The sequence below is a fragment of the Hymenobacter sp. R533113 genome (genome assembly GCF_056835965.1).
Map to the genome: position 1 here is coordinate 172808 of NZ_JAKWBD010000013.1, position 20891 is coordinate 193698.

Below are 20891 nucleotides of genomic sequence, written 5' to 3' on the forward strand. Positions count from 1 at the left end.
TTTTACCGCACTTTTCCCCGCTTCACCAAGTACGCGTACAGCGCCTTATCAAACGGCTCGCGGATATCGACCGGTACAAAATCAATTTTATACTGTCCGCAGCGTAAGGCCAGTTCCTGCTCGTAGCGCTGCATAGCGGCCCGATACTGGTCGCGCACCTGATTGGGTTGCAGCTTGATCTGCTCGCCGGTTTCGATGTCCTCAAATAAGTAAGGCCGATCGGCGAAGGCGAACTCCGACTCCGTGGCGCGATCCATTACGTGGAACAAAAGCACCTCGTGATGCTGATGACGAAGGTGTTGTAAAGCCGCCAGCGTCGCCGTTTGCTCCTGGGGGGCGCGGCCCAGCATATCACTGAACAGCACAACCAAGGAGCGCTTCGGAATCTGCTGGGCAATCTGATGAATAACGTGTGACACGTCGGTCACGCGCCGTGTGGGGGGTCTTTCCAGTAGCTGTTGCAGCGTCAGCAGCAGCGTGTGGCGGTGGGTGCTGGTAGAGCGAACGGGCGTTTGCAATTCCACCTGGTCGGCGAAGGTGACCAGGCCCACGGCGTCGCGCTGCTTCTGGAGCAAGGTAATGAGGGCCGCTGCGCACAGGATGGAAAAACGCAGCTTATCATTGCCCGGCGCCGGGTAATACATACTCGGCGATACGTCGAGCAGCAGGTGACAGCGCAGATTGGTTTCTTCCTCGTAGCGCTTCACAAACAGCTTATCCGTGCGGGCAAACACTTTCCAGTCGAGGTGGCGGGTGCTTTCGCCGGGGTTGTAAAGGCGGTGCTCTGAAAACTCGACCGAAAACCCGTGGTAGGGCGACTGATGCAAGCCCGTAATGAAGCCCTCGACCAACTGACGAGCCAAAAACTCTAAGTTCTCAAACGAACGGACGGCAGCTAAATCAAGAGGTTGAGGCATATAGAACAGGAATATAAAGCGTTTAAAGATTGCTTAGCAAATGGACCGTCATGCAGAACGACAGCGAAGCATCTCGCGTGTTTAGCTGGATTAGTAACCTTGCATCAGCACGCGAGATGCTTCGCTGCCGCTCTGCATGACGGTCCGTAATAGGCGGTTAAATCTTGTACAGGTTATTAGAGCAAGAGTAAATATACGTGGTGAACTTCCCTTGATGATAATAACCGTCGCTAACACCCACTGCCGAACTGTGCCTCCTCTGGGGGCTTTTCTATTCAAAAACGTAACATTAAAATTTTTATATCCCATTCGAGTAGAGTACTTTGGTCGGCCATTCAACTTATTTAACAAGAAAACTTTACCGTAGGAACCGTGGAAGACCGTCACGATCAGGAAGAAATTTATTCACAGCGCATTAAAGCCGGAAAACGCACGTACTTCTTCGACGTGAAAGCCACGCGCGGCCAGGACTACTACCTCACCATCACCGAGAGTAAGCGCAAGCTCCGCGATGACGACACCTTCTCCTACGAGAAGCATAAAATTTTTCTCTACAAGGAAGATTTCGCCAAGTTCGTAGATGCTCTGCAGGACGCCGTGGATTATGTGCGCGAAGAACTGCTGACGGAGGAAGAAGTAGCCGAGCTGGACCGTCCTCGCCCCACCTACAACGATGAGCCTTACAACAGCAACGGCAACACTACCGACACTACTTACTAAGCAAGCCTAACGAAACAAGCTTTTACTCTGGTATTCATTTAGTGCGCGGCGCGCTTTGGTTTCGGCCAAAGCGCGCCGTTTTGTTGTTGAACCCCCACCGTGCTCTCCCGGTGAACAACCCGTACCTTTGCCCCTCAAATTTGCCCCCCAGGGCCGATTTCTCCCTTACTATTCATCCCTCAAAATCTCAAAAGAATGGGTCTCCGCTGCGGAATCGTCGGTTTGCCGAACGTGGGTAAGTCCACGCTATTCAACGCCCTCTCGAATGCCAAGGCCGAATCGGCCAACTATCCTTTCTGCACCATCGAGCCCAATGTGGGCATCATCACTGTGCCCGATGAGCGCCTCCAGATTCTGGAAGCGCTGGTAAGCCCGGAGCGCGTGCTGCCCACGGTTATTGAGTTCGTGGACATTGCCGGCCTGGTAAAAGGTGCCAGCAAAGGCGAAGGTTTGGGCAATAAATTTCTGGCCAATATCCGCGAGGTTGACGCCATTATTCACGTCGTCCGCTGCTTCGACGACCCCAACATCGTGCACGTCGCCGGTTCCGTTGATCCTGTGTTCGACAAGGAGGTTATCGATACCGAATTGCAGCTTAAAGACCTGGAAGGCATCGATAAGAAGCTTATTAAGTCGGAGCGTTCGGCTAAGGCCGGCGATGCCAAGGCCAAGAAGGAAGCAGCTGCCCTACAGCGTTTTAAAACGCACTTGGAAGCTGGTCAGAATGCCCGCTCGCTGCAAGTTGATGCGGATGAGCTGGAAGCCGTAGAGGATTTGCAGTTGCTTACCATTAAGCCCGTCATCTACGTGGCCAACGTGGATGAAGCCACCATCCGCTCCACCAATAACCACCTGGATGCGCTGCGCGAATACGTGAAAAGCGAAAACGCCGAGGTGGTGCCGATTTCGGCCGCCATCGAGTCGCAGATTGCCGAGATGGAAGACCCTGAGGAAAAGGAAATGTTTCTGGGCGAGTATGGCCTGAAAGAGTCGGGCCTGAGCCGCCTGATCCGCGCCAGCTACGAACTACTGAACCTGATTACCTACTTCACCGCCGGCGTAAAAGAAGTACGCGCCTGGACCATTCACCGCGGCGATAAAGCCCCCCAGGCCGCCGGCGTCATCCACTCCGACTTCGAAAAGGGCTTTATCCGCGCCGAGGTAATCAAGCTCCCTGATTATCAGAACTATAAAACGGAAGTCAAGATCAAAGAGGCCGGCAAGATGGCCGTGGAAGGCAAGGAATACGTGGTGCAGGACGGCGACATCATGCACTTCCGCTTCAACGTCTAAATCACGGATAACGCTGATTTTGCGTTGATTACGCAGATTTTGTGGACGCCCACAGTGGTCCTGCGACTCCAAAGTCGTAGGACCACTATCGTTGAACGGAGCGTTGGCTTCCGCATTCCTTTGTCCAAAAAAAGCCCCCTATGGAAGTAAAAGACAGCAACGGCACCCTGCTCAACGAAGGCGACTCAGTGACTATCATCAAAGACTTAAAGGTGAAAGGCTCCTCGCTCACCCTTAAGCGCGGCACAATGGTCAAAAACATCCGCTTCACCAATAGCGATAAGGAAATCGAAGGCCGCGCCGGTGGCAGCACGATGGTGCTAAAAACCGAGTTTTTGAAGAAGGCTTAATAATCAATAAAAGGCAGTCATGCTGAGCTTGTCGAAGCATCTCTACCGCTCCGTCAGCTTCGTTCAACGAAGCAGTAGAGATGCTTCGACAGGCTCAGCATGACCGCCTTGAGTAATCCCACATCAGCACGCGAGATGCTTCGCTACCGCTCTGCATGACAGACGAGAGAAAAGCTGCAGTTTCTTCAGTAGCGGCAGTTCCGTAACTTAAACGCCCCAACCAGTATTTGGCCGGGGCGTTTAGGCTTTATACATTCAACTGCATTGTAATTATATTAGGACTTACGCACTAAGGATGTAACGCGAATCTTCCGCTTCGCGTCTCGTTGCTGACTATCAACTGATTCCGTTCAACGAGACGCGAAGCGGAAGCTTCGCGCTACAAGCCTACGCCCCCTTTTGCGTCAGTCCTATATATACCTAACGGGAAATGAGTCTGAAAGGAATAACAGTAAGAATCATCGTTAGTGAGCCTTGTGACTGGGGACTAAATAACTTATTCGGCGTAATCGAAAGTGACAGAGGTGGAAAAAGCCTCCTAATCAGACTAACAAACGAGGTAAACGGATTACTAACGAGCAGCTTACTTGAAGTTAGAAACATATACGAAAAGGGGAAATTTAAACATCTACTCCAATATGGCTCTGTAACCGTTAGGGGAGCTTTGCTTAAGGAAAACTCCGGTGAATCGGAATATATATTAATTGGTACTGTAACGATAGATTAAAAGGTACTCTGCCGTTACAGTATTTAAAACTAACAATGAGAAGATACCCGTATTTACTGCTTATTTATATCATTTGATATTTACTTTCCCACCACCTTATACAAACTCCCCGCGCTTAGCAGGTCCGTCAGCTTCATGCCGTTTAGTACGGCCAGTTCTTCGCGGCGGGCGGCAGGTATACCGTTGGCTGCTAAAGCCTGAGCCAGCGTAGTAGCTTTGGCGGCCGTTTTGATGCGGATTTTCTCGGATTGACGGTTCAGCTTGCTAGCATCGGTGAGGCGGGCGAAACCTTGGGCGCTGCGCTGAAACTGGGGGGCAAATGTGTTGAAATCGTTGGGGGAAGTGAGGCCCACCAAGGCGTAGATGGTTTGGCCATCCTGAATGAGGTAGGTAAGCGTCCGGGCGCTTACTGCCTGCTGCCCGTTCTGGGCCTGCTTCACCTGGTCGGCTTGGATAGCAATGGCGGGAAAGCTGTTAATAGTCGTGCGCTGCGCCTGGGGCGACTGGAGGCTCAGCTGCTTCACCAGCGCTTCGGCGGCGGCATCCAGGGAGTTGCCAGGAGCGGGCAGCAACACTAGGATTGCTTTGCCATTGGGCTCGCCCATCTGAAACTGGGAAGGCGAGTTCTGCGACTTCCAGCCCGACGGAATGGGAAAGCGAAACTTCAGATCAGGGTGATAAAATGTGCCGGCTTCCACGTAGCCCTGGCGCGGATCTTCGCCATAAGGCAAGCCTTCGATGAGGCGTAGATACTGCTCGCGGTTTACGGCCAGCTGGCGACCGGCTTGCTGTTCGGCCTGCTGGGCCAGCTTTTTCACGTTCTGGTAGCGATCGGCGGAGTTGGGGTGCGAGGAGAGAAAGGTAGGTATGGGGGACGCACCACTGCTTTGCTCGGTGCGCTGCAGAGTTAGGAAGAAGTCGGCCATGGAGGCCGGGTCGTAGCCGATTTTGCTGGAATACTTGACACCCAGCTGGTCAGATTCGTTTTCGTCGTCGCGACCATACTTGAGCAGGCCCAGCCCGACCACTTGCTGGGCTGGCTGCGCAATAGAGGCAATACGCCGCGAGAAGATAGAGCCCAGCAGAATAGCCCCATTGGCAACGGTGGAACGCGTTTGCTGCTTCTGGCCGTGGCGGGCGGTGATGTGGCCGATTTCGTGGCCCAGCACGCCCGCAAACTGCGCCTCATTGTTGAAGTGCGCCATGATGCCACGGGTGAAATACACATGACCATCGGGCGTGGCGAAGGCGTTGATAACCGGCGAATCGACGACGGTAAAGCCCTTGACGTCAGCGGGCCGGTCGGAGATTTTGCCCATCTGCATGCCTTTGCTGTCGATGTAGCTCTGTAGCTTGGCATTATCAAGGAGACCAAACTGGGCCACAATCTGCGGATCGGGCTGCGCGCCTTGCACGGGCTGGGGGGCTTTTTTGGGGTCTGGGTTCAGGCTGCTAGCACTGGTTAGGGGCAGAAGTGCGATCAGCAAGGCGGCGGCACTCAAACGACGAAAGTGGGTGGATTGCATAGGCAAAAGTAGTGAGTAGGGTAACCGCCGGGGGAGGCGAAAAGCAGCAAATCAGCGAGGCTGCTATAGGTTATTTTGCTACCACCTTGATCAGCTGTCCGGCCGTCAGGCGGTCGGTGAGCTGCATGCCGTTCAGGATAGCCATTTCTTCCAGACGGGCATTAGGTACCTGGAAACGGGTCAGGGCCTGCGACAAGGTGGTGGCGCTGGTTACCGACTTTATTCGGACGCGTTCAGGCTGGCGGTTAAGTTTGTCGGCGTCGGTGAGTCGGCGAAAGTTTTGCATCGAGCTGCTAAACGTCGGGAAGTAGGTGGCAAAATCCGGGCCGCTGCTGGCTCCGAACATCGCGTAGATGGATTTTCCGTCCTGAATCAGGTAGATAAGCGTGCGTACGGCCGGCGCCTGTTGCTGCTGTTGGGGTTGCCCCTGCTGCTGCTCGGCTACCTGGTCGGCCACGATAGCCAAAGCCGGAAAACTATTAACAGTCACCTGCTTGGACTCGACGGGCTGCAGCTTGAACTGCTGCACCATCTGCTGAGCGGCGGCTTCCAGGCTTTCGCCCGGCGCCAGGGTCAGCACCATGATGGCTTTGCCGTCGGGGGCAGCCATCTGGAACTGCTGAGGGGAGTTTTGGTGCTTCCAGCCTGCGGGCACGGGAAACTGAAACTTTAGCTCGGGGTGGTAGAAGCTGTTGTTTTCCACAAAGCCCTGCTTGGGGTCTTCGCCATACACGAGGCCCTCAATCATGCGCAGGTAGGAGTCGCGCCCTACGGTAAGGTTGGTGGCATTAATTTGTTGCTGGGTCTCGGCGGCGAGCTGCTTTACCGTGTTATAGCGGTCTTCGGGGTTGGGGTGAGAGGAGAGAAAATCGGGAATGGCCTCGGCTCCGCTAGCAGTGGCGGCTTTCTCCTGCTCGCGCTGGAGGGTCAGGAAGAAGTCGGCCATCTGCTTGGCGTCGTAGCCGATTTTGGTGGAATACTCCACACCCAGGCGGTCGGATTCACGCTCATCGTCGCGGCCAAACTTGAGAAATAACACCTGCAAGCCCTGCATGGCCTGTTGGCCGTACTGGGCCAGCTGGGGCGAGGCAATCATACCACCGATAAGCAGGACCTGGCCGAGCGTAGCCTTGGTTTGCTGCTGGGCCGAGTGGCGGGCGGTAATGTGGCCAATCTCATGACCCAAAACACCGGCGAACTGCGCTTCATTGTTGAAATGAGCCATAATACCCCGCGTGAAGTACACGTAGCCACCAGGCACAGCAAACGCATTTATCACCGGCGAATCAACGATTTTGAACTCGTATTTCAGATTAGGCCGGTGTGATACGGTAGCCATTTTCTGACCTTTATCCTGAATAAAGCGCTGTAGGGCTGGGTTTTCTACCAAGCCAAACTGCGCAATCACCTGCGGATCGGACTGCTGACCAATGGCTACTTCCTGGCCCTCAGAAACCAAGCTAACTTGCTTTTTGCCCGTAACGGGGTTTGTGGCACAGGCAGTCAGCAGTAACAGGAAAGCTGCATTGCAGGCGAAAAGAAAATGTCGTTTCATAGGAATGACGAAAAAGCCCCCCAACGTTGGTTTCGGGGCGTAGAGGCGGGAAGAGAGGAAGTTTTCCTGCAACGATACCGTTGGTGAATGGTTGCGTTTCCCGCTGCGGACAGCACAAAACGGTGATTCGTTTTGGTGTTTACCCCTTACGTTTCAGTAAACTACCGAAACCAAGATGCGCCTAAAAAATGCTTTCTAACGAGCATAGCCGCTCTTGATCCAAGAGTATAGGCATTAAAAAAGCCCCCCAGCGCATCAGTACCCTATTCCTGTAACCTGGAACAGAATTGTACTGATGCGCTGGGGGGCTTTTTGGGAAAGGCTTACTAAGCGAACTATTATTTGCTTAGGGCCGGCGACCGTTCACGGTTATCGCCTGATACCCAATCAGCAGGTCGGCGCGGGTGCCAGGCGGACGATAATACACCAGCAGATCATACTGGTTTTCGGTTTCCTGGTGGCTGCCTTCCCACGGTACGCTGTTCGGGCCCTGAGGCGTTTGGGTGGCGTAGTAGTAGTTGTAGTAGCCCTGTTTGAGCAGGGCCGTGGTGCTGTATATCTGGTTTTCGGCGTCGTAGGTGAGCTTGAACTCATCCTTGAGCTGCCAATCGGTGAGGGCGCCGATTACATACACGGGGCCGGGTGCGGGTTCCTCCGCCTTCAGCTGGAAGGTCACGTCGGCGTAGTCGGCGTTGGAGTCGCCGTTGCCGTACTCGCGGTTTTCGAATACGCGCTGGCCGTTGACGTCCTCATATTGAGTGTAGCCCTGGCCGTTGCGGCTGCCTTCCAGGGTGAGCAGCACGGTGCGGGGCGTGGCTTCGAGGTCTAGCTTGGCCATGCCCTGACCGAGTACGCGCAGGGAGCGGGTATCGAAAAAGCGGAACTCGCTCAGGCCCGGAAAGGTGTTTTCGAAGTTGAAATACTGATACTGAAGCAGGCGCTCAGCATCGCGCACGAAGGTGGGCCGCAGGTTGATTTTGGCGTTGTCCCACCGGAAGTTCTGGCGCAGCATCACCTTCACTTCCTGGGCCGGATTCACCAGATTCATGGCGCCGTAGCGGATGGCAAAGTCTACTTGCTGCAAGGTGTAGCGCTCAGCGCCGGCTACCGGAATGCCCTGGCGCAGGTCTACTTCCACCTCGTTCTGGTATACCAGCAGCCGCCGACTCAGCAGCGGCACCCGGCCCGCACTTTGCACCACGAGCAGATAATTACCGCTGATTTTGACCGGCGGCACCCGTAAACGGTAGTGGTAGAACGGCACCTTGGTACCGACACCGGTGCGGTAATCGGTGAGGAGAAACTCGTTTATCTCATTCAAAAACTGCATATCCGTGAGCACGGAGGGCTTCCAGTCTACATCGCAGTGCACGAGCTTGGCCGTCAGCCGCTCCGACTTACCGCCCAGCAAATCAAACTCCAGCGTGAAGCCCTGCCCCTGCAACGGCGCTACCGGCGGCTGGAACACCTCCGTCGGCTGGCCCGTGGCCACATAGCACTGCACCGATTTTACATCGGGATTATAAATAAAGTCCTGATAGCGTAGGGTTTTGTCGGCATAATACTCCGGGGGCCGTTGCTGGCCGGGCGAGCGGGCCGCGTTCGGGTCAGTGATGGGCGTACCTAGGGGTACGCAGGCGGTGGCCAGGAGAAGCAGGAAGAGGTATCGAAGCATAAGCGAATGTAGCGCGCAGCTTTCGCTTCGCGTGTCGTTGAACGGCAATCGTAGCACCATTTTAGCATTTTAAAGCTAATTCCAGTCGTTCAACGATACGCGAAGCGAAAGCTTGGCTCTGCCTTCCTTCGGTTCGCGCTACATCCACCCGTATGTTTGATACACATTTAACCTACTATCAGCGCAATCTCCCTCACCGCCTGCCACCCGGTGAAAATTTATTTATCACTTTCCGCTTGGCTAATTCCTTGCCTCGAATCGTCGTTGAAAAACTGCGGGCAGAGCTAGAAAACGCGCCGCAACGCCACCCCGATTGTGAGGAGAGCTACGCTCGTCAGAAGCGCTACTTCGGCCGCTTCGACCAACTTCTCGATAAAGCTGACACGGGTCCGACTTGGTTGGAGCTGCCCGTTATTGCCAATCTGGTGCAGGAGGCGCTGCATTATTATGATGATAAAGCGTACACCTTGGTATGCTACTGTCTGATGGCCAATCACGTTCACCTCGTCGTAACACTGCCAGATGATGCCCCACCACTAGCGCGGACGCTGCAAAAGATCAAAGGGTATACCGGCTGCAAAGGCAACGCGCTGCTAGATCGAACAGGGCAGTTCTGGCAACGCGAAAGCTACGACCACATCGTCCGTGACGCGGGCGAGATGGAGCGCATCATCAGCTATGTGCTGGAGAATCCAGTCAAAGCAGGCTTGACGAATGATTGGCAGCAGTGGCCCTACACCTATTGGCACGAACTGTAGCACGACCCAGAGGAATGTAGCGCGAAGCTTCTGCTTCGCGCGTCGTTGCTTAGGTGTTAAGAATGCCCCCAACGCGAGTCGTTCAACGATGCGCGAAGCGGAAGCTTCGCGCTACATTCGTTCTAATTGCGCAACTTTAGCCGCTAACTCCTCCCACCGCGTGTTCACCCTTTCCAGTTCCCTCTTTACCTGCTCAAACCTCACCGTCGCGTCTTTGAGCCGGGCGACATCAATAAGCTGGCTGGCGTGGCCGAGTCTCGCCAACAGATAGAAGCCGGCAAGTCGGCCCAGGAAATCCGCGCTTCCTGGGAGCCGCAGCTCAGCCAGTACAAGCAGCGGCGCCTGAAGTGTCTGCTGTATCCGTGAGAGGGCGCTGAAACGATAGGCGTTTAAATATCTACAATTTGAATTATTCCTTAGGCTGACACGATAAGTTGCGTAATCACACCTAATTTGATACGGGTTACGCAACTGAGTGGCGCTGCGGAGTAGTAGCAGTTCAGATGTCACTGGTAAGCATAAAAAATACCAGTAGACACTTTATCAGCAATTAAGCGAATTTGAGAAACACTTTCACGATTCTTGCATTTTTTATTAAAAATAGAACAATAAAACAGGTATGACTAAAAACCTAATTTTCCAAGACGATTCCTCAAACAAGTTTTGGCGTGTATCAGTTGAAGACTCAACTTTAACGGTAATTTATGGAAGAATTGGAACGGCTGGTCGCTCCGATTCAAAAACATTTCAATCCAACACTGAAGCTGAGAAAGAAGCAAATAAGTTAATTGCTGACAAACTAAAGAAGGGCTATAAAGAAGATAACAGCATCAATTTTGGAGAGGCTGATTTTTGGAATATTATAGAACGTGCAAAAAAATCGTCAGAAGGAGACTCTGATTATCAAGCTGACTTAGTAACAGAACTACTTGAAAATCGTCCAGTTTCTGAAATTATTGAATTTGATAATATATTTAGTGAACTCCACCGCAAGTCATACCGGTCAGACTGGTGGGGAGTAGCATATTTAATAAATGGAGGTTGTTCTGATGACGGCTTTGATTATTTCAGATCCTGGGTTATTTCAAGAGGTCAAAAAGCATACTATGAGGCATTGGAGAACCCTGAAAGTTTAATGAAATATATAAATGAGGATAATATAGGCGAATGTGAAGTTGAAAGTTTAATGTATTCTGCAAGTACAGCATATGAGCAGAAGACAAATAAAGATGATTTTCAAGATAAAACAATTTCCCTGCCTTTGCCAGAAATGATATTTGATTGGAAAGAAGAAGATGATAGTTTACAAATTAAGTTTCCTAAATTATCCAAAAAGTGTAAAAAATTGGGATTCTAAGGGTTATTAATTTGGAAATATATTTCAGCATTATGCAGTATCGAAAAAATCTAAATATTAACCCAATTTAAGAAATACTTATCAAGAATGAGTAGAATAAGAATAACAAAAGACAATATTAAGTACTGGCCAAAATTTGAGACGTTATTTAATGATGGAAAAATAAAATTTGATTCAAAAGGACGTTTAAGATACTTACATGGAGCCCCAGTTGGCGACTTGATACAGATAATAGTTGATAAAGATAGAGAGCCGCTCTATCAGGAAATTGCTGAAGAATGGTTTGATCCCGAAAGTCAAAAAGCAAAAGAATTTATTTGGCTATAAGCACAAAAAAGCCCCCCAGAACTACTTCTGGGGGGCTTTTTTGTGTCTAAAAGGCTGCTTTAACTTTCCTCACACTAATTCTTCCCAGCGCTTAGTCTGGGCGGTCAGCTCTTTTTGCACCTGCTCAAATTTCAGCGTGGCGTCTTTCAGTTGGGCGGCGTTGCTGTAGATGCCGGGGTCGGCGAGTTGGGCTTCGTACTGGGCCAGCTCTTTTTCCAGGGTGGTGATGCGGCTTTCTACTTCCTGTAGCTCCCGGCTGCTTTTGGCGCTGCCGTTGCTGGTTGGTTTGGCCGGCTCGGCTTTAGCGGGCGCTGACTTTTGGTTGGATGCCGCTTTGGCGGAGGGCTGGGGGGCATTTAGAGCCGCTTTTTTGGCGGCTTTGTCGCGGTCTTCCATCCACTGCTCAAACTCGGAGTAGGTGCCGGGGTATTCCTTGAGCTGGAAATCCTCGATAAACCAGATCTTGTTGGCCACGTTCTCCACGAAGAACCGGTCGTGGCTGATGACGATGTAGGTGCCTTCGTACTGCTCCAGGGCCTGAATCAGGATGTTCACCGATTGCATGTCCAGGTGGTTGGTCGGCTCGTCGAGCAGGAGGAAGTTGGCTTCCGAAATCAGGGTTTTGGCCAGGGCCACGCGGCTTTTTTCGCCCCCCGACAGCACCTTGATCTTCTTGTAGACTTGCTCGCCAGTGAAGAGGAAGGAGCCCAGCACCGAGCGCAGCTCCATCTCGTTGCGCTTGGAGCCGGCCTCGTTCATCTCCTGCAAAATCTCGTTGTTCACGTTCAAGCTTTCCAGCTGGTGCTGGGCGTAGAACGACATAATCACGTTGTGGCCGAGCTGGTGGTTGCCGTTGGAAGGCGCCTCCTGACCTGCCACCAGGCGCATGAGCGTAGATTTGCCCTTGCCGTTGGCCCCAACGAGCGCAATTTTGTCGCCGCGCTCGATGTGCAGGTTGGTGTCGCGGAAGATGATTTTTTCGCCGTACTTCTTGCCCACATGCTCCATGCGCAGGATGTGGCGGCCGGGCTGCACCGTGAAGTTGAACTTGATATTCACGCGGGCCGCGTCGTTGGCCACGTCATCGATGCGCTCCAGCTTGTCGAGCATTTTCACGCGGCTTTGAGCCTGCTTGGCTTTGGAGGCTTTGGCTTTGAAGCGCTCAATGAACTTCTCCGCCTGCTTGATTTGGGCCTGTTGGTTCTCGAAAGCGCCTTTCTGGATGGCGTTGCGCTCTTCCTTTTCCTCCAGATAATACGTGTAGTTGCCGGCGTATTGCACCAATTTGCCCCCCGTCACCTCCACCGTCGTATTGCTGGTACGGTCCAGAAACTCGCGGTCGTGCGATACAATGATAACGGCCCCCAGATAGTCAGCCAGGTAGTTCTCGATCCACTTGATACTGGGCAGGTCCAGGTGGTTGGTCGGTTCGTCGAGCAGGAGCAGCGAGGGTTTCTGGAGCAGGATTTTGGCCAGCATTACCCGCATCCGCCAGCCACCGCTGAAGGTTTTGAGGGGCTTTTGCAGCTCCTCGGTTGTGAAGCCCAGACCTTCCAGAATCTCCTCGGCCTCGGCCTGCATGGTGTAGCCGCCCAGGGCCTCGAAGCGCTCCTGCAAATCGGCGAGCTTCTGCACGAGGTCGTCGTGGTAGTTATGCTCAAACTCGACCAGAATCTGGTCAATTTTCTTCTGCACGTTCAGGGCTTCCTCAAAGGCCTGCATGGCCACGTTGAGGATGCTTTCGTGGGTGTCGTAGCTGAGCAAATCCTGATTCAGGAAGCCCAATGACACCTCTTTACCCATCTGAATGCTGCCACCATCAGGCTTGTACTCGCCCACCAGAATGCGCAGCAGCGTGGATTTGCCCGTTCCATTCAGCCCAATCAGGCCGATTTTGTCTTTGGGCTTTATGTGGAGGCTGGCCTTGTCGTAGAGCGTACGCGAGCCAAAATGGAAATCTAGGTCGTTAATGGAAATCATCCTACTTTGCTATGAAGCTGCAAAGGTACGATGTATCAAGTTGTTGGTGGAGGAGAAAGTGAAATCCTAGCCAACCAAGCCGTTGACCTTCCGCAAGCACCTAGTTGCTAAATAATTAGCACCTTATTTTCTAAAACTCGTATGTTTGCACTGTACAATGCAGACAATCGGTCTGTTAAGCACAAACGGCGGCCAAAGCCGAAGCCTTGACCGCTGCCATCCTACGGATGTTCCAGCCAGTGGCTCACCACGGCTCGAATTGCTCCCCCTAGCGCTGCTTTAATCAGCTCCAGGGAAATACGAAACCAACCGGCCTTGCCGGTGTGTTTCGCTCTTGCACTTGCCTTCTTCATTGTGTCTAGAAGTAAGGGTGCTTGTTTCACCCACTTCTTGAACCCTCGGTTGCGCCAATAGCCGGGGGTTCGCCTTTTTAAGGTGCCCACGTTGGCGGGAGACTACCGTGCCTCTAGAAACCAATTCCCTCAAAATCATTGGAGCCTCTATAATCTCCATATTGTCCATCAGTCATAGCATCCCATGAATCCTTCCAGGGGTCACTATCATAATGGTAGTTGAGATTTACTACTTCTTTTTTTCCTATTGAAAAAAAGAATTCTCTTCTCATAGAATCATCATATTCCTCATTAATAATGTCACTTAGTGACTTCTCTTTGTCAATTGGCATTTTTTTACAAAAAGCCTCTATTTCGTCGTTAGTTATTCTGATTAGATAACTATTTGAATCATTTAAATAAGTATATTTATTTTCAATAACATTTTTATTTTTTTCTTCTAATAACAACTCATTAGAGGTATTATTAGAAGACTTAACACAATCTGAAACCACCTTTAACCATAGCGATTCTGTCAGCATTAAATAAGATTTAGATACATTTACATAAATCATTTGACCCATTTTATAATTTTGATATTTTGATATTATGCAATTATTATGTATATTAGCTTTATCAGTTTTTATTTTATCTGTTTCTTTCAAAGAAGCAAATTGAACGTGCTCTTCTTCAGTTAGCTCTCTTTCTTTTTCTTTTGTGAATGGATTTATATTGGGATAGGAAATATGAATTTCACGGTGAACCATATAATCAAATTCAAATTTAGGAGTACGCCAATGCTCACGCTCATATTTTTCTCCAGCCTCTTTTGTCAATAATATTTTTCTTTCAGGCGAATAATCAGAATTACAGTATTCAATAAGCATTAATATTCCATCATAATATCTAGAATTAGGTGTTCCAATATACAAGACGACTCGTGTAGAGTACCTATCCGCTAGATTAGACCAATATTTGTGTCTTACTATAGCAGTGTCGTCATTCTGACAATGAATACTTTCGCTCATCCATTTAAACATATATGGCACTTCATCATCCTTTATCAGTATAGCGTAAGCAACTATTCCTTGGTAATGAACTTTATCTGAAGTAGTACGCCTGATCCTATCAACAAATAATTCATATTCATTCAAATTATCGAGTGAAGCCAATCGCAGATTCCTCGCAAATAGCTGATCAATAGCCATTGGCATCTGATACACATCCATTGCTTCTCCATTGGAGTTAATTATTTTTAATTCATTGAGTGGATAATTATAGAACTGGTTGATAGAACTATTAATCAAGGCGGAATTTTTAAACATTAATGATTCTACCGCTTCATTGTTAAGCCAAAAATTTGGATTTAACTCCTTTAAACAGTCAAGTGTATATTTTGTAATACAAAATCGAGGTATTTCAATACAGCAAAAGTTAATATAAGATGGGTTTAATATTGCAACTTCTCCTAAGTTTTTGCCCTTGTGCTTTCCGAAAGCAAACTTAGAGTCACTAAAGTAGTAATGCAGAGAGGAGTACATATTATTCAGAACACAGGAGTTTAAACTATGAGTCAAAATTTAAGAGTAATAACCTTACCCCACAAAAGGCCCCCGAAACTCCGGGGCCTTACGCTGCTTCGAGGCTTGCTCGTAGGCGTAGGCCACGCTTAGTAACCCTGCTTCCCCGTACGCCGGGCCGACGAAGGACAAGCCCACAGGCAGGCCGTGGGCCTGGCCCATGGGCACCGTGATATGCGGGTAGCCGGCCATGGCGGCGGGCGACGAGAAGCCGGGGCCGGGCCAGGAGTCGCCGTTGATCAGGTCGATGCCGGGGGCGGGGCTGTTGGTGATGCCGATAATGGCGGCGAGCTTGTTGTTGCGCAGCGTCGAGTCGAGGGTCTTGCGGGCGCCGGCTTGCGATTTGCGCAGGGCCGCCAGGTATTTGGGGCTGCTCAGGTCGCCTAGCTTCTCGGAGGCTTCCAGAATTTCCTGCTTGAAGAAGGGCATGGCTTTCGGTTCGTTTTGCTTGTTGAAGGCAATAACGTCGGCCAGGGTTTTCACCTGGGCGTTGGCCGTGGCCAGGTACTTGTTCACGCCGTCCTTGAACTCATAGAGCAGCACCTCGTACTCGGCTTCGCCCAATGGGTTGATCTGTTTGAGCACCTCTACTTCTACGATGGTCGCGCCCTGGGCTTTGAGCACTTCGATGGCTTTTTTGAAAAGCGGAATAGCATCGGAAGTTCCTTCCAGGTGCGACTTTTCCACGCCGATAATTTTGCCCCCCAGCGCCTGTGGATACAGGAATTTGGTGTAATCGGGAGCCGTTTTGCCGGCGCTTTGCTGGGTCACGGGGTCGGCGGGATCGGGGCCGGCGAGGGCGGAGAGCAGGATGGCCGCGTCGCGGACGGTGCGCGTCATGGGGCCGGCTGTGTCCTGAGAAGCCGAAATGGGGATAATACCGGTTCGGCTGAGCAGGCCTACGGTCGGCTTGAAGCCTACCAGCCCATTGCACGAGGCCGGCGACACGATGGAGCCATCTGTTTCAGTACCGATGGCCAGGGCGCAGAGGTTGGCCGCCACCGCCGTACCCGATCCGGAGCTGGAACCGCTGGGTGTGCGGTCGAGGATGTAGGCGTTCTTGGTTTGCCCCCCACGACTGCTCCAGCCGCTGGTCGAGCGCGTAGAGCGGAAATTGGCCCACTCGCTCAGGTTGGTTTTGCCCAGCAGCACCGCCCCGGCCTCGCGCAGCTTCTTGACAATAAATGCATCCTGCGAGGCTTTGTTGCCGGCCAGCGCCAGTGCGCCGGCAGTGGTTTGCATCTGGTCGGCGGAGTTGATGTTGTCTTTGATAAGGACGGGAATACCGTGCAACGGGCCGCGCACCTTGCCTGCTCTGCGCTCGTTGTCCATCTCCTCCGCAATGCTGAGCGCATCAGGATTCAGTTCGATAATAGAATGCAGCTGGGGGCCTTTTTTGTCTATGCCCGCAATGCGCCGCAGGTACAGCTCCGTAATGCTGCGGGAGGTGTACTGGCCACCGCTCATTTTCTCCTGAAGCTCGGCTACGGTAACTTCATTGAGGGCAAAGGTATCATCGGTATCAGCAGCGGTAGCGGCAGCAGTTTTGGCAGTTGTCGTATCGGCGGTGCAGGCGTCGAGGGAAAGCGTGGAAAGGGCGACGCCAGCTAAGGTGCTATTACGCAGAAATACTCTTCGGTTCATCTTATCTTTTTTCTTGTCAAGATAAGATGAGTTGACGTGTGTAGCTAGCCCGACGTAGGTGGAAAGGCGTGAATCATTTGTGCTTTGGATGTTGACACGTCATGCAGAGCAAAGCAAAGCATCTCGCCAGCGGTGGTCGCGAAAGTAATTAGCCTACTATCTGCACTGAATTGGCCAATACCCATATATCTCCTCCACACTATATGTCATGCTGAGCTTGTCGAAGCATCTCTACTGGTTAGTAATCAATGATGCAGCAACGAAGCAGTAGAGATGCTTCGACAAGCTCAGCATGACATATAGTTGTGGCAATGACCGCGAGCGATATGCTGCGCTGCGCGCTGCATGACCGGCTATATTAACATGAAGAGCTCTAAAAACCAGCCCCAATCCGAATGCCGGTATCGAGCTTCTGGCCCGAGCGTAGGGCGGTATACACATCCACCCGGAACAGTTTAAAGATGTGCTCGATGCCCGCGCCGAGCTCTACGTAGTGGCCCACGTTGGGCGTACGCAGGTAGTTTAACGTAGCAACCTCCTGCCATCTCAGGCGACGCAGCAGGGGTATTTTGTTGAGGAAGAAGCCGTTGAAATGGTGGTTGTAGTGGCCCTCAATGTAGCTGCGGCGCGTGCTGAAATTGTAGTAGTCGAGCAGCTGAAACTGGCTGAAGTCGGCGGCGAAAATGGTTTGGTTGCCGGCGAAGTGGCGGTAGTCCATAAACGAGAGCTGGGGCCGACCCAAAAAGCCCCCCACGGTCAGGTCGAGGTTGCTTTCGCCAAAAAGCCCCAGCTCCAGGGTCTTGCGCAGGCCGCCTTCCAGGCGCGAGTAGCGCACATCGGAGCCAAGTATGCCACTGAAACCCTGACGTAGCCCCAGCCGGAAGGTTGGGTACTTGGAGCCCAGGTTGAACTTGCCCGTCGGCCGAACAATGTACTGCTGCCCCGGCTGCCAGAGCAGCTCGGCAAAGGCCGTTAGCGACTGGTTGCGGCCGAAGCTGGTGCCGCTGGACAATTCTTCGTTTATCGGATCATTGGGCGTGAAGGCGCGGCCGGGCACGTCCACGATGGTTTTTATGGTGGCGTTTTGCAGCTCGTGGCGGTCGGCGTAGCCGAGGGCGGTGCGCAATGTGAGGCCATTGACCAGCTCGGTGCGGAAGTTGATTTCGCCCCCGTCGCGCTGGTAGTATTTGGCGTAGTTGGTGTTGCGCACCAGCGTGTACTGGGTGTTAATGAACGGGGTAAGTTGGCTGGCGGGGTCAAAATTCTCAATGGTGCGGCCGACGATAAAGCCTATGCGGCTAAACGAAAGCGGCTTATAGGTATAGCCGCCCGATAGGCTCGGACTGAACAACTTGGCCGCGAAGCCATAGCGCAAGGTTGGCGTGAAAGAGTAATTGCGGCGGTCCTCGAAGCGCTGGGTGTAGGTGGCTTGCGCATTCACAATAACGCCCTCCACGGTGCTGTACTGCAAGGTGTTGAAGATAGGCTCCAGGCGCACGGTGCGCCGCCGGAACGAGTTGGAATACTCGTAGCCCGTCAGGAGTATTTCGGCCGGCTCTATTTCATTGCGCTTGCGGTCCAGCGAATCCTGGTAGGGCCGCGACCTTTTTATGACTTCCGTGCTGTCCTTTACCTGGTAGTCGCGGGATTCTTCGTCGGTGAGCGGAATGGGTCTGATTTGGGCCCAATAGGCTGAGTCGCGCTCGTTGGCTCCTTCTTCCACGCGCATCACCTCTCCTTTGGCCAACGGCTCAATACCGGCTTCGCGGGCCTGCTGCTCCAGTTGCTGGTCGGCCAGCTTGGTTTGCTTGCGCAACTGGCGCGAAATGCCCCCCAATTCGGGGCGCTGCTTCTTGACCTCGGCTACGGTTTCGCGGCCCACGGGCGCGGGCGTGGCGTCGGGCGCCGCGGGCGCGGCGGCTACTACTTTCTCATCCGGGCGGTTGGGGTAAGTAGGCGTAACGCGGTAGTTGGACAGGATGGCGTTGAAGGAGCCGTTGCCTTTAAACCCGAAGCCCTCCCCCACCAAGTTTACTTTTTGCGACTGCATTACCCACACATCCGATGGCCCCGGTGCGGGCGCAAACTGCTGAGCGATGCGAATGCTCTCCACGTACTCAATGCCCGAGTTTTGGCTTAAGCTTAACTCCAGGCTATGCAAACGCCAAGTACCATCGACCAGATACATAAAGCCCGAGAAAGCCGGATCGTTTCGGCGCCGGGGCGTAACGCGGATTTTGTGAATTTGCCGCCCATCCTGGGTGCTGGTGCCCACTAGCTCGTAGCGGTAGAATAGCATAGCATTCTGGGCAATAGGCGATACAAAGCCCCGCTCTGAAAATCCCGACTGAATGAGATTATCGTAGAAATTAAAGCTGCGCCCCGACGCTCGGTTGAAGCTAAAGCCCTTGCTGCTCCCGCTCACCCGCGAGGAAATCATGCGCTCCCGAACCTGGCCCGGCTGGCGAAACGACAGCTCCGACACCGACTCCGACAAGTACACCACGCCTGGCTTCAGGCTAGGATCAGTCTTGATAATGCCCAAAATTTTACCGGGCACATCGGTAAGCCGAATGATGGCTTTAATGTACGTGCGAGCCGAAAAAGCAGCCACCTCCGAGCGGTGGTAGCGCCGCCACTGAATGGCGTGCTGCACCAGCGCATACGCCGGGTCGCGGTCGGTGGAGCGCACCAGCACTTCGCCCACTTTATACGTCTCGGTTTGCAAGCTCACGTTGAGCACCGTCAGCGTGTCGCCGCCGGCTACCTGCACGGCTTCAGTGCGGGGCTTGTAGCCCACGTACTGAAACACTAGCTCATAGCGACCGGGGGGCAATTTTAGCTGATAATCGCCCTGCTCGTTGGTGGCGGTGCTGGTAGCGGTGGTGCGTACCGCCACGTTGGCATACGCCAGCGCGCTTCCCTGCGCATCCGTCACCCGGCCCCGGATGATACCGGCGTAGCTGCTTATTGAAGTTAACAGGATAGCCTTACATAAGACTACAGCAAAAAGTAGATAGGGGCGCATTGGGCGAATAGTTCAGACTTCGTCAAGGTAGATAGATTCTGGAGTAATAAGGTTGCCCAGAGCTTTTACAATCCACCGGAGTAGGGTATGGTTTCGCTAAAGTTTGCCTCGTTTAAAACAAAAAAGGACAGCCCAATGGGCTGTCCTTTGCTAAAGTAAGCGAAATATATTCTCGCTTATTTGATAAAGTTGCCAGCAATGGCAAGTACTGTTCCCATATCCAGAGGCTCGTCGAAGGCCTCAGAGGCTTCCGATGGTGATACCTGGCTAAGCCCCTGAACATTGATGCCGGCGTGAACAACGTTGGCTTCGCTGGGGTATAAGCTGGCTGGGTTGCCGGCTCCGTAGACGGCCGCCGTTGCCGCGGGTGCCGGACCGCCGTTGTCAGTGCCTTCAATCCAGCTGGCGGGCATAGCATTGAGAGTTCCTATTCCGGGCTCGGCCTGTGGGCCGCCGCGCCGCATGGTGCGCAGATGAGATGCGTGACGGGCTTCTACGGAGTGAATGTTCAGTGCGGCTTCCAGTACCGTATTGTTGCTCATCAGCAGCGGAGCACCGCCTTTGTAAGCGCGTACGCCCGTGTCTTCAAGCGCCTGCGATACCGCTAAGAAGGTACCAACATTGCTGAATACATCAGGAAACAGCGCAGCGCGTGTGCCACCCTTAGCTCCAGTAAAGTCGTAAGCATTGGCAGTTGGGTCGGCAATGGCCGAGCTACCGAGTACGGTGCGCAGGAAATTGACGTGAGCACGCTCGTCAACAAGAATGGTGTTGATGTCGGCCCGGTTCTGTCCGGTGAGACCAGCGTTCAGACCCGCTGATTTCAGGCCCATATCGTAGAAGTAGAATTCCAGATACTCCAGGCTAAGAGCGAAGTTCAGAACGTCCCGAACTTGCGTGCTGAGCCCACCAGATTGGCCGTAAGCCTTCTGGAACATGGAGCCCATAGCCAGCGGCACGGCGGCCACGGCGAGCTTTTTGCCGAAACCAGCAAAATGCTTGAACATTTGGCGGCGTTGGTCGAGGCGCTCGTAGACTTCTGGATCTACTTTCTCGATTTCGGTAATGATTTTAAGAATATTCATGGAGTAAGATTTTTTGGCGATACAAAGAATGGATGTG

General features: G+C 52.6%; 15 protein-coding genes and 1 pseudogene. 7 read left to right on the top strand and 9 right to left on the bottom strand.

What is annotated here, in order from left to right:
• Positions 1-2: 2 nt before the first annotated feature.
• A complete protein-coding gene (locus tag MKZ35_RS09685; protein ID WP_482513046.1) occupies positions 3-917 on the bottom strand; it encodes a DUF58 domain-containing protein in 915 nt (304 codons plus the stop codon).
• Between the two features lie 372 nt (positions 918-1289).
• Between MKZ35_RS09685 and MKZ35_RS09690 the strand changes: the two genes are divergently transcribed.
• From MKZ35_RS09690 to MKZ35_RS09700, 3 genes are all read left to right on the top strand, one after another.
• A complete protein-coding gene (locus tag MKZ35_RS09690; RefSeq protein ID WP_482513047.1) occupies positions 1290-1637 on the top strand; it encodes a DUF3276 family protein in 348 nt (115 codons plus the stop codon).
• A gap of 195 nt (positions 1638-1832) precedes the next feature.
• Positions 1833-2930 (top strand): redox-regulated ATPase YchF, encoded by a 1098-nt coding sequence (gene ychF, locus MKZ35_RS09695; RefSeq protein WP_482513048.1) that lies wholly within the window; start codon positions 1833-1835, stop codon positions 2928-2930.
• A gap of 140 nt (positions 2931-3070) precedes the next feature.
• Complete coding sequence (locus MKZ35_RS09700; protein WP_482513050.1) at positions 3071-3280, top strand: zinc ribbon domain-containing protein YjdM; 210 nt, start codon at positions 3071-3073, stop codon at positions 3278-3280.
• 807 nt (positions 3281-4087) lie between these two features.
• Here the strand turns inward: MKZ35_RS09700 and MKZ35_RS09705 are convergent.
• The 3 genes from MKZ35_RS09705 to MKZ35_RS09715 all read right to left on the bottom strand — a co-directional run bounded on the left by MKZ35_RS09705 (position 4088) and on the right by MKZ35_RS09715 (position 8763).
• Positions 4088-5533, bottom strand: a complete 1446-nt coding sequence (locus tag MKZ35_RS09705) for a M48 family metalloprotease (RefSeq protein WP_482513052.1) — start codon at positions 5531-5533, stop codon at positions 4088-4090.
• Positions 5534-5603: 70 nt separating this feature from the next.
• Positions 5604-7088: a M48 family metalloprotease gene (locus MKZ35_RS09710; RefSeq protein ID WP_482513054.1), complete on the bottom strand. Its 1485-nt coding sequence runs from the start codon at positions 7086-7088 to the stop codon at positions 5604-5606.
• Positions 7089-7434: 346 nt separating this feature from the next.
• Positions 7435-8763, bottom strand: a complete 1329-nt coding sequence (locus MKZ35_RS09715) for a type IX secretion system plug protein (protein ID WP_482513056.1) — start codon at positions 8761-8763, stop codon at positions 7435-7437.
• Between the two features lie 152 nt (positions 8764-8915).
• On the opposite strand from MKZ35_RS09715, the gene MKZ35_RS09720 reads away from it, so the two are divergent.
• The 4 genes and pseudogenes from MKZ35_RS09720 (at position 8916) to MKZ35_RS09735 (ending at position 11205) form a co-directional block, all read left to right on the top strand.
• Positions 8916-9521, top strand: coding sequence for a transposase (locus MKZ35_RS09720; protein WP_482513058.1), 606 nt, complete (start codon positions 8916-8918; stop codon positions 9519-9521).
• Between the two features lie 177 nt (positions 9522-9698).
• Positions 9699-9887 (top strand): annotated as a pseudogene (locus MKZ35_RS09725) (DUF1343 domain-containing protein); the annotation flags it as partial.
• A gap of 253 nt (positions 9888-10140) precedes the next feature.
• Complete coding sequence (locus MKZ35_RS09730; RefSeq protein ID WP_482513060.1) at positions 10141-10878, top strand: DUF4240 domain-containing protein; 738 nt, start codon at positions 10141-10143, stop codon at positions 10876-10878.
• 87 nt (positions 10879-10965) lie between these two features.
• A complete protein-coding gene (locus tag MKZ35_RS09735; protein WP_482513062.1) occupies positions 10966-11205 on the top strand; it encodes a hypothetical protein in 240 nt (79 codons plus the stop codon).
• Between the two features lie 69 nt (positions 11206-11274).
• Here MKZ35_RS09735 and MKZ35_RS09740 read toward each other — a convergent pair whose 3' ends face one another.
• From MKZ35_RS09740 to MKZ35_RS09760, 5 genes are all read right to left on the bottom strand, one after another.
• Positions 11275-13185, bottom strand: coding sequence for an ABC-F family ATP-binding cassette domain-containing protein (locus MKZ35_RS09740; protein WP_482513064.1), 1911 nt, complete (start codon positions 13183-13185; stop codon positions 11275-11277).
• A gap of 466 nt (positions 13186-13651) precedes the next feature.
• Positions 13652-15058 carry an exodeoxyribonuclease X C-terminal domain-containing protein gene (locus MKZ35_RS09745; protein ID WP_482513065.1) on the bottom strand — a complete coding sequence of 469 codons (1407 nt, stop codon included), beginning with the start codon at positions 15056-15058 and terminating at the stop codon, positions 13652-13654.
• A 54-nt stretch (positions 15059-15112) separates the two neighbouring features.
• Complete coding sequence (locus tag MKZ35_RS09750; RefSeq protein ID WP_482513067.1) at positions 15113-16741, bottom strand: amidase; 1629 nt, start codon at positions 16739-16741, stop codon at positions 15113-15115.
• Positions 16742-17114: 373 nt separating this feature from the next.
• Positions 17115-19769 carry a DUF5686 and carboxypeptidase regulatory-like domain-containing protein gene (locus MKZ35_RS09755; RefSeq protein WP_482513068.1) on the bottom strand — a complete coding sequence of 885 codons (2655 nt, stop codon included), beginning with the start codon at positions 19767-19769 and terminating at the stop codon, positions 17115-17117.
• Between the two features lie 176 nt (positions 19770-19945).
• Positions 19946-20854 (bottom strand): ferritin-like domain-containing protein, encoded by a 909-nt coding sequence (locus tag MKZ35_RS09760; protein WP_482513069.1) that lies wholly within the window; start codon positions 20852-20854, stop codon positions 19946-19948.
• Positions 20855-20891 lie beyond the last annotated feature (37 nt).